Genomic DNA, 14,782 nt, shown 5'->3' with positions numbered 1-14,782 from the left:
TGTATGAGCAACCGGCGCGCAGCGGCCAGGTTGCTGGCGGGCGGGAGATCGAGCCAGCAGAGTTCCGTCGGATCGGTGCAGCCCCACTGCAGCAGATCCAGCAACAGCGAGGAGAGATCGCTTTGCAGGATCTCCGGTTCGCTCTGCGCCGCCGCCCGTTCCGCCTGTTCTTTGCCGAGAAGGTGCAAGCAGATGCCGGGTTCCAGACGCCCGGCGCGTCCGGCGCGCTGAGTCATCGAGGCCTGGCTGACGCGCTGAGTGATCAGCCGTGTTAAGCCCGTGCGTGCATCAAACCGCGCCACCCGCTCCTGCGCGCTGTCGACCACCAGGCGGATCCCTTCGATGGTCAGACTGGTTTCGGCAATGTTCGTCGCCAGCACCACTTTGCGCCTGCCTGCCGGGGCCGGAAGAATCGCTTTTCGCTGCTCGCTGAGCGGCAACGCGCCATACAGCGGACACAACAGCGTGTCCGCCGCGACGCGCGATGCGAGCTGTTCCTGGACGCGCTGGATTTCACCAACACCGGGCAGAAACAGCANNCAGTCCCGCCGTGGCAATCGCCACCGCCTCATCGAAACGCTGATGCGCTACCAGCGACTGATAGCGCCGCTCGACAGGAAACGCGCGCCCTTCGGAGGCAATCACCGGCGCGTCCGGCAGCCGCTGTTGCAGCCGTTCGTTATCCAGCGTCGCTGACATAATCAGTAATTTGAGATCTTCACGCAGCCCCTGCTGGACGTCCAGCAGCAGCGCCAGCGCCAGATCCGCCTGCAGGCTGCGCTCGTGGAATTCATCGAGGATCACCAGCCCCACGCCGCTGAGTTCGGGATCGTGCTGAATCATGCGTGTGAGGATCCCTTCGGTGACCACTTCCAGCCGCGTCGTCGGCCCGACGCAGTTTTCGGCGCGCATCCGGTAACCGACGGTTCCACCAGGCTGCTCACCCAGCAGTTCCGCGAGCCGCTGCGCGACGTTACGCGCCGCCAGACGACGCGGCTCCAGCAGAATAATTTTGCCGTTGATAGCGCCCTGCTCGAGGATTTGCAGCGGCAGCCAGGTGGATTTCCCTGCCCCGGTTGGCGCATTGAGTAAGACCTGCGGCGCATGGTTCAGCGCCTGAAGAAGTTCGGGTATAACAGCGGCAACCGGCAATAAGGACACAAAAGCTCCGAAGGGTTAACATTCAGGGTCATGCATTGTAGCATCGCGATAAAAGTCGCAACGCAATAAATCATTACCGGGAACCCATCATGTCTGAGCCGAAAAGGCTGTTTTTTGCCCTTGAATTGCCGGGCGATATTCAGCAGCAGATAGTCCACTGGCGCGCGGCGCAGTTTCCGCCAGATGCCGGGCGACCGGTCGCGGCGGCGAACCTGCACGTGACGCTGGCGTTTCTCGGCGACGTCAGCGCAGAAAAACAGCGCGCGCTGACGGNNGCACCTTACGCTGCTGCGCGACGCCAGCCATGCGGTGAAAATCCCGCCACCGGGGTTCCACTGGCCGGTGCCGGTAAGCGAATTTGTGCTGTATGAATCAACCTTTTCGCAAGGACGAACGCGTTATACTGCGCTGGAGCGTTGGGCGTTAACAGAATAATCAGGAAACAAAGATGCAGTTTATTCCTAAATTACAATCCGCCACGTTGATAAAACGCTATAAACGATTTCTTGCGGATGTTGTCACCGCTGACGGGACAGAAATAACGCTCCATTGCCCAAATACCGGCGCAATGACGGGATGCGCCACACCGGGTGATACCGTGTGGTATTCCACATCGGAAAATAGTAAACGTAAATACGCTCATACCTGGGAATTAACACAAACTCAGCAGGGTGCTTTTATATGCGTCAATACATTACAGGCGAATAGATTGGTAAAAGACGCGATTCAATCCGAATTGATTCCGTCGCTTCGTGGATATACTGCGTTGAAAAGTGAAGTGAAATACGGTGCAGAGCGCAGTCGCATTGATTTTATGTTACAAGCAGAGGATCGACGAAACTGCTATATTGAAGTGAAATCGGTTACGTTGGCGGAAAATGAGAACGGTTTTTTCCCGGATGCCGTGACTGCAAGGGGTCAAAAGCATCTCCGGGAGCTGATGAGCGTGGTGTCAGAAGGCGATCGTGCCGTCATTTTTTTCGCGGTACTTCACTCAGCCATCACCTGTTTTTCACCCGCGCGCCACATCGATGCTAAATACGCGCAACTATTGAATGAGGCACAAAGCAAAGGGGTGGAGATTCTGGCTTATAAAGCGGAACTTTCTGCCGATATTATGACTCTGAAAGAGCCGGTACCCGTTGCGTTATAACGGGGTAAACCACTGAACATTAAGTGTGCTGGTCGCGTGCGCAAATACGCTTTTCCTCACAGGGTTGTCAAGTGTAACGTTTAGATAATTGCTATCCGGAAAAGCATCTGCTATTTATAGCGGCCTGATTTTTCCCCCAACATGGGGATCGATAGTGCGTGTTAAGGAGAAGCAACATGCAAGAAGGGCAAAACCGTAAAACATCGTCCCTGAGTATTCTCGCCATCGCTGGGGTGGAGCCGTATCAAGAGAAACCGGGCGAAGAGTATATGAACGAAGCCCAGCTGGCGCACTTCAAGCGCATTCTTGAAGCATGGCGTAATCAACTCAGGGATGAAGTCGATCGTACCGTTACACACATGCAGGATGAAGCTGCCAACTTCCCGGATCCGGTCGACCGTGCCGCGCAGGAAGAAGAGTTCAGCCTCGAACTGCGTAACCGCGATCGCGAACGCAAGCTGATCAAAAAGATCGAGAAAACGCTGAAGAAGGTTGAAGACGAAGATTTTGGTTACTGCGAATCCTGCGGTGTTGAAATCGGTATTCGTCGCCTGGAAGCGCGCCCGACGGCCGATTTGTGCATCGATTGCAAAACGCTGGCTGAGATCCGCGAAAAACAGATGGCGGGCTGATGTAGCCTTCGCTACGTTGCTGATAATCTCTGGCGGGAGTCCTCTCCCGCCTTGTTCTTTTTTACGCTGAAGATGCCAGAATCAACTTATACAGGACGCTTTGCGCCCTCCCCCTCAGGTGAACTCCACTTCGGTTCGCTGATCGCCGCGCTGGGCAGCTATTTGCAGGCTCGCGCACAACATGGCACCTGGCTGGTGCGCATTGAAGATATCGATCCCCCGCGTGAAGTTCCCGGTGCCGCAGAAACCATCCTGCGTCAGCTGGAACATTACGGCCTGCACTGGGATGGCGAGGTGTTATGGCAGTCACAGCGCCACGACGCCTACCGCGCGGCGCTGGACTGGCTCTCGCAGCAGGGACTGAGCTATTACTGCACCTGCACCCGCGCGCACATTCACAGCATGGGAAACCGGCCACTGCCGTGATTTGCATCTCGGCCCACAAAACGCCGCGCTGCGTCTGCGCCAGCAACAACCGGTGCTCCGGTTTTACGATAAACTCCGGGGGGAGATCGTTGCCGACGAGGCGCTGGCGCGGGAAGATTTCATTATTCATCGTCGTGACGGATTGTTCGCTTATAACCTGGCGGTGGTGGTCGATGACCATTTTCAGGGCGTCACGGAAATCGTGCGCGGGGCCGATCTGATTGAGCCTACCGTGCGGCAGATCTCGCTCTACCACCACTTTGGCTGGCAGGCGCCGGACTACATTCATCTGCCGCTGGCGCTGAATAGCGACGGTAACAAACTGTCAAAGCAGAACCATGCGCCCGCGCTGCCGAAAGGCGATCCACGCCCTGCGTTAATCAACGCTTTACAGTTTCTTAATCAGGATATAGTAAAAGGATGGCAGGATTTACGCGTTGATGAGTTGCTGAAAAATGCCGTGGCTAACTGGAAGCTTTCGACAGTACCGGAAATCCAGCATTCTCAAACGCGTTTGGCTGAGCTATGATTAGCCGCTATTTTTTGTCCGAAGTCTGACTTTTTCGTTTCGATACTACACAACCGAGGTGCAATATTTTTACCCGAGTCGCTAATTTTTGCCGTAAGGTGCTAAGCCGTGAGGAGAGCGAGGCAGAAATCGTCGTCGCCAGACCTAAAATGACGGTTATCCCGCGTGAGCAGCATGCTATTTCCCGCAAAGATATCAGTGAAAATGCCCTCAAAGTTCTCTATCGACTGAACAAAGCGGGCTATGAAGCCTATCTGGTCGGCGGCGGCGTGCGTGATTTACTGTTGGGCAAGAAGCCCAAAGATTTCGACGTTACGACCAGTGCGACGCCCGATCAGGTGCGCAAACTGTTTCGTAACTGCCGTCTCGTGGGCCGCCGTTTCCGTCTGGCGCACGTGATGTTTGGCCCGGAAATCATTGAAGTCGCTACCTTCCGTGGTCACCACGACGGCAGCCCGATCGATCGCACCACCTCGCAGCGCGGCCAGAACGGCATGCTGCTGCGCGATAACATCTTTGGCTCCATCGAAGAAGATGCCCAGCGCCGCGACTTCACCATCAACAGCCTGTATTACAGCGTGGCGGATTTCACGGTTCGTGATTACGTCGGCGGCATGCAGGATCTGAAAGATGGCGTCATTCGCCTGATCGGCAACCCGGAAACCCGCTACCGCGAAGATCCGGTGCGCATGCTGCGCGCCGTGCGTTTCGCCGCGAAGCTGGGCATGCGTATCAGCCCGGAAACCGCTGAGCCGATCCCGCGTCTTGCCACGCTCATCAACGACGTGCCACCGGCGCGTCTGTTCGAAGAATGCCTGAAACTCCTGCAGGCAGGTTATGGATTCGAAACCTGGCGTTTACTGCGGGAATACAGCCTGTTTCAGCCACTGTTTCCGACTATCACCCGTTACTTTACCGAAAACGGTGATAGCCCAATGGAACGTATCATCATCCAGGTGCTGAAAAATACCGATACCCGCATTCATAACGACATGCGTGTTAATCCGGCGTTCCTGTTTGCCGCGATGTTCTGGTATCCGCTGCTGGAAATGGCGCAGAAAATCGCCCAGGAAAGCGGCCTGGCCTATTACGATGCTTTCGCGCTGGCCGCCAACGACGTGCTGGACGAAGCCTGCCGTTCTATCGCAATTCCGAAACGTATTACCACGCTGGTGCGTGATATCTGGCAACTGCAGTTGCGTATGTCGCGTCGCCAGGGCAAACGCGCCTGGAAGCTGATGGAGCATCCGAAATTCCGCGCCGCGTACGATCTACTGTCGCTGCGTGCGGAAGCAGAAAGCAATGCCGAACTGCAGCGTCTGACGCAGTGGTGGGGCGAGTTCCAGGTGGCCGCGCCGCCGGAGCAGAAAGACATGCTGACCGATTTAGGCGATGAACCTGCGGCCCGCCGCCGTCACCGCCGTCCGCGCAAGCGCTCGCCGCGTCAGGGTAGCAGTGCGTGACCACGGTCTGGATAGCCATTGGCAGCAATCTGGCGTCCCCGCTGGATCAGGTTAACGCGGCGATTGCAGCGCTGGGAGAGATCCCCGACAGCCGTATCGTCGCCCTCTCCTCGTTTTACCGGACGCCGCCGCTGGGGCCGCAGGATCAACCCGATTACCTGAATGCCGCCATCGCGCTGGAAACCACGCTGTCCCCGGAAGCACTGCTCGACCATACCCAACGCATTGAACTGCAGCAGGGCCGTGTTCGTAAAGACGAACGCTGGGGACCGCGTACGCTCGATCTCGATATCATGCTGTTCGGCGATCGCGTTATTCAGACCGAGCGGCTTACCGTTCCCCATTACGACATGAAAAATCGGGGGTTTATGCTGTGGCCCCTGTTCGAAATTGCCCCCGGGCTCACCTTTCCTGACGGTACACCGCTTGCCGTTGCGCTGAAATCACTCAATAGCGCACAACCTGCCCACTGGTAAATTTGTCCCCTTGATAGTTGCTGTTACAATGCCGCAAGATTCGGCTCTTGCTATCAGGAAACGTAATGAAACCAACCACTATTTCCCTGTTGCAGAAATGCAAGCAGGATAAGAAACGCTTCGCGACCATCACCGCGTACGATTACAGTTTCGCTAAACTGTTTGCCGACGAGGGGATTAACGTCATGCTGGTCGGCGACTCGCTGGGGATGACGGTCCAGGGACATGATTCCACCCTGCCGGTCACGGTTGACGATGTGGCTTATCACACCCGCGCAGTGCGCCGTGGCGCGCCACATTGTCTGCTGCTCACCGACCTGCCTTTCATGGCCTACGCCACGCCCGAGCAGGCGTTTGAAAACGCGGCGACGGTGATGCGTGCCGGGGCGAATATGGTCAAAATTGAAGGCGGCGCCTGGCTGGTGGAGACGGTAAAAATGCTCACCGAGCGCGCCGTGCCGGTGTGCGGACACCTCGGTCTGACGCCGCAGTCGGTGAATATTTTCGGCGGTTATAAAGTGCAGGGCCGCGGCGATGCGGCGCAGATACTGTTCGATGACGCGCTGGCGCTGGAAGCGGCCGGGGCGCAGTTGCTGGTGCTGGAATGCGTACCGGTGGAACTGGCGAAACGCATCACCGAAGCGTTACAGATCCCGGTTATCGGCATTGGCGCGGGGAATGTCACCGATGGTCAGATCCTGGTGATGCATGACGCGTTTGGCATTACCGGCGGTCATATCCCCAAATTTGCCAAAAATTTCCTTTCTGAAGCGGGCGACATGCGCGCCGCGGTGCGGCAGTATATTGCTGACGTTGAGTCCGGGGTGTATCCGGGCGAAGAACACAGTTTCCATTAAGGAGTTTTGTTGTGTTGATAATCGAAACCCTCCCGCTGCTGCGTCAGCATATCCGCAGACTGCGCCTGGAAGGCAAACGTATTGCGCTGGTCCCGACGATGGGCAATCTGCACGATGGCCATATGAAGCTGGTAGATGAAGCGAAAGCGCGTGCGGACGTGGTCGTCGTCAGTATTTTTGTTAACCCGATGCAGTTCGACCGACCGGACGACCTGGTGCGTTACCCGCGCACGTTGCAGGAGGACAGCGAAAAGCTGAATAAGCGCAAAGTCGATTTGATTTTCGCCCCGGCTCCCGCCGATATCTACCCGCACGGCACCGAGACGCAAACCTACGTTGATGTTCCCGGCCTTTCCACCATGTTGGAAGGCGCAAGCCGTCCGGGCCACTTTCGTGGCGTCTCAACGATTGTCAGCAAGCTCTTTAACCTGGTGCAGCCGGACGTGGCCTGCTTTGGCGAGAAAGATTTCCAGCAGTTGGCGCTGATCCGCAAAATGGTCGCCGACATGGGCTACGACATTGATATCGTCGGCGTGCCCATCGTTCGTGCCAAAGACGGACTGGCGCTGAGTTCCCGCAACGGCTACCTCACCGCCGCCGAGCGTAAAATCGCGCCGGGGCTGAGCAAAGTGATGAACAGCATCGCGGAAAAACTGCTGGCAGGTGAGCGCGATCTGGACGAGATCATCGCCCTCGGCGAGCAGGAGCTGAATGAAAAAGGTTTCCGCAGCGACGAAGTACAAATTCGCGATGCCGATACCCTGCTCGAGCTGACCGAAACCAGTCAGCGAGCGGTGATTCTGGTCGCCGCCTGGCTTGGTCAGGCGCGTCTTATTGATAATAAACAGGTTGAATTACGCCAGTAGACAGGGGTCAGAAAACGGGCAATACTGCGCGGATACAGGCCACCCCGCCCTCTCTTACGGGAGAGGGTATGAATGAAGATGAAAGGTAGACGTAATGATTCGCAAAATGCTGCAAGGTAAGCTTCACCGTGTGACAGTGACTCAGGCCGACCTGCACTATGAAGGTTCCTGCGCCATTGACCAGGATTTTCTCGATGCGGCAGGAATTCTTGAAAACGAAGCGATTGATATCTGGAACGTGAACAACGGCAAACGCTTTTCCACCTATGCGATTGCCGCCGAGCGCGGTTCTAAAATTATCTCTGTCAACGGTGCGGCAGCGCACTGCGCCGACGTCGGCGACATTGTGATTATCGCCAGCTTCGTTATGATGTCCGACGAAGAAGCCCGTCGCTGGCAGCCGAAAGTGGCCTACTTCGACGCGGGCAACGAAATGAAGCGTACGGCAAAAGCGATTCCGGTTCAGGTTGCTTGATTGCTCTTCGCTAGCTCTGCGGCTGATTACTGATCAGCCGCGACATCGTCTCTAAAGAATCCGTTCTTAGAATATACAAGCGCTTCAGTAAGAACGGATTATCCCCCGGCTTCACCTTCCCTTTTACCGTCGTCACCGCCAGGTGAAAACCCGCATCGTTCGCCGCCTTAATGGCTTTGTCGTCGTAGCCGCCAAAGGGGTACGAAAGATAGAGCACGTGCGGGTTAAACTGCGCCAGCGAACGGCGGGAGCGGGCAAAATCGAACAGAATGTTGTGATAGCTGCGACTTAGCAAAATCGGGTGGCGGTTGCTGTCCACGCGGTGCAGAAAATGGGTGTGCGACTGCACATCAAACACGTCCTCAATGCCTCGCAATTCTGAGACGCTCATAAACTGCAGTGATTTTGGGTCCCATTTCTGCGGATGCCGCTTGATGCGCGACGAGATAATAAACGCCGTGGCTTTAAAGCCGTAAGGCTTAAGCACCGGGTAGGCGTAGCGGCTGACCGATTTCAGGCCATCGTCGAAGGTGATGACCACCGAACGCGCTGGCAGGTTCATCTTATTGCGGACGTAGCCCTCCAGCTGATACATCGTCAGCGTGGTGTAGCCCTGATCGCGCAGCCAGGTCATCTGGTTGCTGAACGCACGGACAGAGGTGGTGGTTGAGGTGTGGCGAAAGCGGGTGTTTTCTTCATCACGCAGAATGTGATGATAGGTCAGCACCGGAATGCCATTGTCCTCCTGCGCGTCCAGACTGCTTACCCACGCCAGTCGGTTGCCGATACGGATCTGATACCACGTCTGATTGAGGCGATCTTTCAGCTTGCTGATGATCGGATAACGCAGGTTATCCGCCAGTACGCCAAACGGCGCGCTGCCGGTACTCGGCGCGTTATAAACCGGCGTATCCCGCCAGGTCAGCAGGTTCTGATTACTGAGCGGTTTATTGAGGTCGCCGAGGGTATCTTCAACGCGCTGATGCCCCTGCACCGGCTCCAGGTGGTCTTTATCGATAAACCCGGTACCAAAGCCAAAACTGAACTCGTAATAATCGGCCGCGCCCGGCACCACCGCGAGAATCTGACCGGCACGCACGTTACCGACCGTTACGACGTTATTGCCGACCTGCGCCCAGATGGTGGCGTCTTCCGTGGTTTGCATATATCGGGCGGGCAGCCGTTGTTGATTGATGAGGCTGGCGGAGGCGCTGCCTGTTATCAACAGCAGCAAAACGAAGACAACACGAGTGAACATGCGGGGAACCGGAGCAAAGAAACTCCTGTTATTGTAACAAAAGACCAATCAATACCAATGGTTAATTGTCATACTGGTCATGGAGTAAAACGAAAGGCGGATTTTTTTGCTGCTGGTGCCATAGACTGCTGACTTCCGCGCCACCGCTACTCACAATGGCGTCGCGGAACGCTTCGCTGCTTAGCGATTCGCGCTCCCTCGCCAGTAGCTGACGGCCTGACACTGCACCAGCGGACCAAACTTTTTCTCCAGCCGATCCTGTATATCCTGTGCCCGGTCGTCATGGCAGGCAATGACCCAACCTAACATTATGCTCTCCTTCAGAGACGTGCCCGGCGGGCAGGAACGCCACCGGGCATGGGATCAGCTGCGCAAACCACGGCCGCGCTGAATCAGATACCAACACAGCAGGTAGAATGCCACGATAAAGATCACCAGTACACCCACCGTGGTAAACAGCGGCACATCGGTAATGCCGAGGAAACAAACCCCGCGTTCAGCAGCCCCGCCAGCGAGAAAAGAATCGCCGTGAGCAGTAGCGTCAGTGCGACAAACACCCATGAATGCACCTGGAAAGGCACAAAGAACAGCGAAACCGCAGTGACCAGGATCCCCACGCACAGACCGCGCGCCACGCCGCCGCCGACGTAACCGGCGATAATCACGTGCGTCGGCACCGGTGCCACCAGCAACTCTTCGATGTTGCGCTGAAATTTCGCGCTGAAGAACGATGAGGCCACGTTGGCATAAGCGTTGGTGATCACCGCCATCATGATCAGCCCTGGCACGATAAACTGCATGTAGGTGAAGCCATGCATTTCACCAATCCGGGAACCGATCAGATTACCGAAGATGATGAAATAGAGCGTCATGGTGATGACGGGCGGCACCAGCGTCTGGATCCAGATGCGCATAAAGCGCTGAATTTCTTTGGTCCAGATGCTTTTCAGCGCGACCCAGTAAAGATGCATCATGCCTGTTCTCCCTGTTTTTCATGGACCAGCGAGACAAACAGCTCTTCCAGACGGTTCGCTTTGTTACGCATACTTAATACCTGAATCCCCTGCGCACTCAGTTGGCTGAATACGCTGTTAACCCCCTGCTCGCGCAGCACTTCCACTTCCAGGGTGGAAGTATCCACCAGCCGGTACTGATACCCTTCCAGCACCGGAAGCGGGCTTTTCGGCGCCAGATCAAGGATAAACGTCTCTGATTTCAGTTTCGACAACAGCGCTTTCATGGAGGTGTTTTCCACCAGCGCGCCGTGCTGAATAATGCCAATGTTTCGGCACAGCATTTCGGCCTCTTCCAGATAGTGCGTCGTCAGAATGATCGTCGTGCCCTTATCGTTGAGATCCTTGAGAAAGCCCCACATGGAGCGACGCAGTTCAATGTCGACCCCGGCGGTCGGTTCATCAAGGATCAATAATTTTGGCTCATGCATCAGCGCGCGGGCAATCATCAGACGGCGTTTCATGCCGCCGGATAACATCCGCGCACGTTCGTTGCGTTTTTCCCACAGATCGAGCTGTTTCAGGTATTTTTCGCTACGAGCTACCGCTTCTTTACGCTCCACGCCGTAGTAACCCGCCTGGTTAACCACGATCTGCTGAACGGTTTCGAACGGATTGAAGTTAAATTCCTGCGGCACCAGCCCCAGCTGGCGTTTGGCGTTGACGACGTCTTTGTCGAGATCGTAGCCAAAGACGCTCACCTCACCGCCGCTTTTGTTCACCAGTGAGCTGATGATCCCGATGGTGGTGGATTTCCCCGCGCCGTTCGGCCCCAGAAGCGCGTAGAAGTCTCCCGCTTCGACGGTCAGATCGATCCCACGCAGCGCCTGAACGCCGCCTGGATAGGTCTTTTTAAGCTGCTTAAGTTCCAGTGCAATGGTCATTAAATATCTCTTATCAAGTTGTGACACTCGATGCATGGTTTTAAAAAGTCAGGAGTTGACCTATATTAGCGCAACGCACTTACTTGGTTACAGGTCGTTAACCTCCATGAAAGATATAGATACACTCATCAGCAATAATGCACTATGGTCAAAAATGCTGGTGGAAGAGGATCCCGGTTTTTTTGAGAAACTGGCGCAAGCGCAGAAACCGCGCTTTCTATGGATTGGATGTTCCGATAGCCGCGTTCCCGCTGAACGCCTGACAGGGCTTGAGCCGGGTGAACTTTTTGTTCACCGTAACGTGGCCAACCTTGTTATCCACACCGACCTTAACTGTCTCTCCGTCGTCCAGTACGCGGTGGATGTTCTGGAAGTCGAGCATATCATCATTTGTGGTCACTACGGCTGCGGTGGTGTACAGGCAGCGGTAGAAAATCCTGAACTGGGGCTTATCAACAACTGGCTGCTGCACATTCGCGACATCTGGTTTAAACATAGCTCGCTGCTCGGTGAAATGCCGCAGGAGCGCCGTCTGGATACCCTGTGTGAGCTGAATGTGATGGAGCAGGTCTATAACCTGGGTCACTCCACCATTATGCAGTCAGCGTGGAAGCGCGGACAGAAGGTCACCATTCACGGCTGGGCTTACGGCATTCACGATGGCCTGCTGCGTGATCTGAACGTCACGGCCACCAACCGTGAATCCCTTGAGCAGGGTTACCGCCTCGGGATTTCCAACCTCCAGCAAAAACACCGCAATCACAAATAGCAAAAAGGCCCCGAGGGCTGAGGGCTCCCCATAAATAAAAACAGGCATAGAAGGTTGTGATCTACTTAGTGTTCCACCAAAAAGTAAGGTCATTCCTCTATGCCTGTTTCACAAATTTGCCATTAATTTTTCGGCCAGTCCCTGAACTCCATTCATCAGTACCGTAAAAACGCGCGTAAACCGTGGCTGCTATTTACCAGCCTGATGGAATATAAGCCACGCGAAATAGTTAAACTTTATAGTCGCCATATGCAGATAGAACAGAACTTCCGGGATGAGAAAAGTGAGCGCTATGGGTTGGGACTGCGGGCAAGTAAAAGTCGGGGAGAAAAACGAATATCGGTGCTTTGCCTGGTTGCAGTTCTCTACAGCATCATCCTGTGGCTGACGGGATATTACCTTGAAAGTAAGGGAATAAATCGATGGTTCCAGGCGAACAGTGAGAAATCACGCAGGGTGCTGTCGTATCTGACATTGAGTGAAAATGTCATCAGGCAGTCGCCGGGTCTCCTGTCGGGGATGAACCCCGACAGGGTATACGCCGATATGGCAAGGACGTATCGAAACATCATCATGGTGTATCAATGATGTTTCTGGGGATCCTTCAGGGCTGATGCCCCCTTATTCCTGCCTCAGAGCATAAGATCTGAATCTTCTGGTTGAGTACTATTCCCTTCACCAAGTTTCATTTGCAGCAAAACCGTGTCAAGCCAGCGGCCATGTTTGAAACCAATGTCCTTTAATGTGCCTATTTCAGTAAATCCTGCATGGATATGCAGCGCAACAGAAGCGACGTTAGCGCTGTCACCCACAACAGCAATCATCTGACGATATCCCTGAGACTCGGCCCATTTTAATGCATGATCGAGCAGTGCTTTTCCGACGCCCTGTCGCTGATGAGCCGGATCAATATATATCGAATTTTCGACCGTATACCGATAGGCATGGCGTTCGCGGTAACGGGAAATATAACAGTAGCCGATGACCGTATCGCCCTGCTGAGCTACATACCAAGGGAATCCCCGAGACTGAATGCTCCTAAGTCGGTTAAGCATTTCCTGCACATCCGGAGGTTCGATTTCGAAGCTACCTGTACCATGCAGGACATGGTGAGCATAAATATTGCGTATTGCGGTAATGTGCTGTTCTTCAGCATTAATAATGTGCATCGTATTACTCCAGTAATGATGTTTTACAAACTACCGGAATGCGCGACAACAGGTTAAGTACTTAAACTTATAACCTGTATAAGCAAAAGTTTTGGCTGCAGGAAATGGGGCCGCAGCCCTGACGGTTCCCATAAATAAAGACAGGCATTGAAGGTTGTGATCTACTTAGTGTTCCACCAAAGAGTAAAGTCATTTCCTCCCGCTACCAGAACAACTCTGCCGTACAAAATGCCTTTCTCGATCAGATGGCTGCCGCCATCGGCAAAGATAAGCAGGTCATTATCGTGGCCGATGCAGGCTTTCGCAGCAGCTGGTTTCACCCTATCCGATCTCTGGGCTGGGACTTTGTCGGACGAGTCAGGGGCAGCCTCTGTTTTCAGATCGTCGGGGATGAAGAGTGGCAGATGGCGCGGGATATAGCGTCATCAACAACGGCGCGCTATCTGGGATTCGGACGACTGGCACGCAACGCCCGTCAGGATTGTTTAGGGCATTTTTATACCGTTCATAAGCGGGCTGTAGGTTGGAAAGGCAGCCAGCGCTTCCCCAGAACGGACAGGATGTACCGTAAAAATGCGCAGGAACCATGGCTGCTTTTTACCAGCCTGACGGGATGTAAGCCCCGTGAGATAGTTAAAATTTACAGCCGCCGTATGCAGATAGAGCAGAACTTCTGGGACGAGAAAAGTGAGCGTTATGGTCTGGGACTACGGGCAAGTAAAAGTCGGGGAGAAAAACGAATATCGGTGCTTTGCCTGGTTGCAGTTCTCTACAGCATCATCCTGTGGCTGACGGGATATTACCTTGAAAGTAAGGGAGTAAATCGATGGTTCCAGGCGAACAGTGAGAAATCACGCAGGGTGCTGTCATATCTGACATTGAGTGAAAATGTCATCAGGCAGTCGCCGGGGCTCCTGTCGGGGATGAACCCCGACAGGGTATACGCCGATATGGCGAGGACCTATCGAAACATCATCATGGTGTATTAATGATGTTTCTGGGGATCCCTCAGCCCCGAGGGGCCTTTTTTATTCGTCCAGCAGCACCACTTTGCCGACGTACGGCAAATGGCGATAACGCTGGGCGTAGTCGATACCGTAACCGACCACGAACTCATCCGGGATGGAGAAGCCGATAAACTCCACCGGCACGTCCACTTCACGACGCGACGGCTTGTCGAGCAGCGTGCAGATCGCCAGCGATTTCGGTTCACGCAGGCGCAGGATCTCGCGCACTTTCGACAGCGTGTTGCCGGAGTCGATAATATCTTCGACGATCAGCACGTCTTTCCCACGGATATCTTCATCCAGATCTTTAAGGATTTTCACGTCGCGGGTGGATGACATGCCGCTGCCGTAGCTCGACGCGGTCATAAAATCGACTTCATGTGATACCTGCACTTCGCGGCACAGGTCAGCCATGAACATAAATGAACCGCGTAACAGTCCCACCAGCACCATGTCGCTGCCGCTATTTTTATAACGCTCGGTGATCTGACGACCCAGTTCGGCGATACGCGCTTTGATCTCCGCTTCCGGGATCATCACTTCAACAGTATGTTTCATAAAACTAACCATCTGATTTTGATAGTAAATCACTCAACACCGCTACGTTAAGCACCGACATTGATCAGCAAGCCACGCAGTATACC

General features: G+C 54.6%; 13 protein-coding genes and 6 pseudogenes. 12 read left to right on the top strand and 7 right to left on the bottom strand.

Going from position 1 to position 14,782, the window contains the following annotated elements; translation table 11 throughout:
* Nucleotides 1–1,161, bottom strand: a pseudogene (gene hrpB, locus GM30_RS09845) (ATP-dependent helicase HrpB); the annotation flags it as partial.
* Between the two features lie 89 nt (nt 1,162–1,250).
* On the opposite strand from hrpB, the pseudogene GM30_RS09840 reads away from it, so the two are divergent.
* The 9 genes and pseudogenes from GM30_RS09840 to panD all read left to right on the top strand — a co-directional run bounded on the left by GM30_RS09840 (nt 1,251) and on the right by panD (nt 8,038).
* Nucleotides 1,251–1,596, top strand: a pseudogene (locus tag GM30_RS09840) (2'-5' RNA ligase family protein).
* A gap of 13 nt (nt 1,597–1,609) precedes the next feature.
* Complete coding sequence (sfsA, locus tag GM30_RS09835) at nt 1,610–2,314, top strand: DNA/RNA nuclease SfsA (RefSeq protein ID WP_049848476.1); 705 nt, start codon at nt 1,610–1,612, stop codon at nt 2,312–2,314.
* Between the two features lie 176 nt (nt 2,315–2,490).
* Nucleotides 2,491–2,946 carry an RNA polymerase-binding protein DksA gene (gene dksA / locus GM30_RS09830; RefSeq protein ID WP_007749299.1) on the top strand — a complete coding sequence of 152 codons (456 nt, stop codon included), beginning with the start codon at nt 2,491–2,493 and terminating at the stop codon, nt 2,944–2,946.
* Between the two features lie 72 nt (nt 2,947–3,018).
* Nucleotides 3,019–3,901, top strand: a pseudogene (gene gluQRS, locus GM30_RS09825) (tRNA glutamyl-Q(34) synthetase GluQRS).
* A gap of 65 nt (nt 3,902–3,966) precedes the next feature.
* Nucleotides 3,967–5,364, top strand: coding sequence for a polynucleotide adenylyltransferase PcnB (gene pcnB / locus GM30_RS09820; protein ID WP_072092161.1), 1,398 nt, complete (start codon nt 3,967–3,969; stop codon nt 5,362–5,364).
* Nucleotides 5,361–5,840, top strand: coding sequence for a 2-amino-4-hydroxy-6-hydroxymethyldihydropteridine diphosphokinase (gene folK, locus GM30_RS09815; protein WP_049848474.1), 480 nt, complete (start codon nt 5,361–5,363; stop codon nt 5,838–5,840). The genes pcnB and folK overlap by 4 nt, the downstream gene beginning before the upstream one ends.
* 65 nt (nt 5,841–5,905) lie before the next feature.
* Entirely contained in the window at nt 5,906–6,697 is a 792-nt protein-coding gene (gene panB, locus GM30_RS09810; protein WP_049848473.1) for a 3-methyl-2-oxobutanoate hydroxymethyltransferase, read from the top strand.
* Between the two features lie 11 nt (nt 6,698–6,708).
* Entirely contained in the window at nt 6,709–7,563 is an 855-nt protein-coding gene (gene panC, locus GM30_RS09805; protein ID WP_049848472.1) for a pantoate--beta-alanine ligase, read from the top strand.
* A 94-nt stretch (nt 7,564–7,657) separates the two neighbouring features.
* Nucleotides 7,658–8,038 carry an aspartate 1-decarboxylase gene (panD, locus tag GM30_RS09800; protein ID WP_038155586.1) on the top strand — a complete coding sequence of 127 codons (381 nt, stop codon included), beginning with the start codon at nt 7,658–7,660 and terminating at the stop codon, nt 8,036–8,038.
* Nucleotides 8,039–8,048: 10 nt separating this feature from the next.
* On the opposite strand, the gene GM30_RS09795 is transcribed toward panD, so the two are convergent.
* The 4 genes and pseudogenes from GM30_RS09795 to GM30_RS09785 form a co-directional block, all read right to left on the bottom strand.
* The gene (locus GM30_RS09795; protein ID WP_049848471.1) at nt 8,049–9,296 is read right to left on the bottom strand and encodes a polysaccharide deacetylase family protein; all 1,248 of its coding nucleotides are present in this window, start codon (nt 9,294–9,296) and stop codon (nt 8,049–8,051) included.
* Between the two features lie 61 nt (nt 9,297–9,357).
* Nucleotides 9,358–9,605, bottom strand: a pseudogene (locus tag GM30_RS24215) (PTS sugar transporter subunit IIA domain-containing protein).
* A 54-nt stretch (nt 9,606–9,659) separates the two neighbouring features.
* Nucleotides 9,660–10,270: pseudogene (locus GM30_RS09790) on the bottom strand (ABC transporter permease).
* Nucleotides 10,267–11,193, bottom strand: coding sequence for an ABC transporter ATP-binding protein (locus GM30_RS09785; RefSeq protein WP_049848470.1), 927 nt, complete (start codon nt 11,191–11,193; stop codon nt 10,267–10,269). The pseudogene GM30_RS09790 and the gene GM30_RS09785 overlap by 4 nt, the downstream one beginning before the upstream one ends.
* Nucleotides 11,194–11,299: 106 nt before the next feature.
* Here GM30_RS09785 and can point away from each other — a divergent pair, with 106 nt between their 5' ends.
* Nucleotides 11,300–11,962, top strand: coding sequence for a carbonate dehydratase (gene can / locus GM30_RS09780; protein WP_049848469.1), 663 nt, complete (start codon nt 11,300–11,302; stop codon nt 11,960–11,962).
* Nucleotides 11,963–12,121: 159 nt separating this feature from the next.
* Nucleotides 12,122–12,550 (top strand): annotated as a pseudogene (locus GM30_RS09775) (transposase); the annotation flags it as partial.
* Between the two features lie 44 nt (nt 12,551–12,594).
* On the opposite strand, the gene GM30_RS09770 reads toward GM30_RS09775, so the two are convergent.
* Entirely contained in the window at nt 12,595–13,131 is a 537-nt protein-coding gene (locus GM30_RS09770; RefSeq protein WP_049848468.1) for a GNAT family N-acetyltransferase, read from the bottom strand.
* 134 nt (nt 13,132–13,265) lie between these two features.
* Between GM30_RS09770 and GM30_RS09765 the strand changes: the two genes are divergently transcribed.
* Nucleotides 13,266–14,120, top strand: coding sequence for an IS4 family transposase (locus tag GM30_RS09765; RefSeq protein WP_072094092.1), 855 nt, complete (start codon nt 13,266–13,268; stop codon nt 14,118–14,120).
* A 39-nt stretch (nt 14,121–14,159) separates the two neighbouring features.
* Here GM30_RS09765 and hpt read toward each other — a convergent pair whose 3' ends face one another.
* Nucleotides 14,160–14,696 carry a hypoxanthine phosphoribosyltransferase gene (hpt, locus tag GM30_RS09760; RefSeq protein ID WP_049848467.1) on the bottom strand — a complete coding sequence of 179 codons (537 nt, stop codon included), beginning with the start codon at nt 14,694–14,696 and terminating at the stop codon, nt 14,160–14,162.
* Nucleotides 14,697–14,782: the final 86 nt, after the last annotated feature.

Origin of the sequence: Trabulsiella odontotermitis, assembly GCF_001188485.1 — a bacterium.
In the GTDB taxonomy this organism is placed as follows: domain Bacteria; phylum Pseudomonadota; class Gammaproteobacteria; order Enterobacterales; family Enterobacteriaceae; genus Trabulsiella; species Trabulsiella odontotermitis_A.
This window is presented reverse-complemented; position numbering and strand designations above follow the sequence as displayed.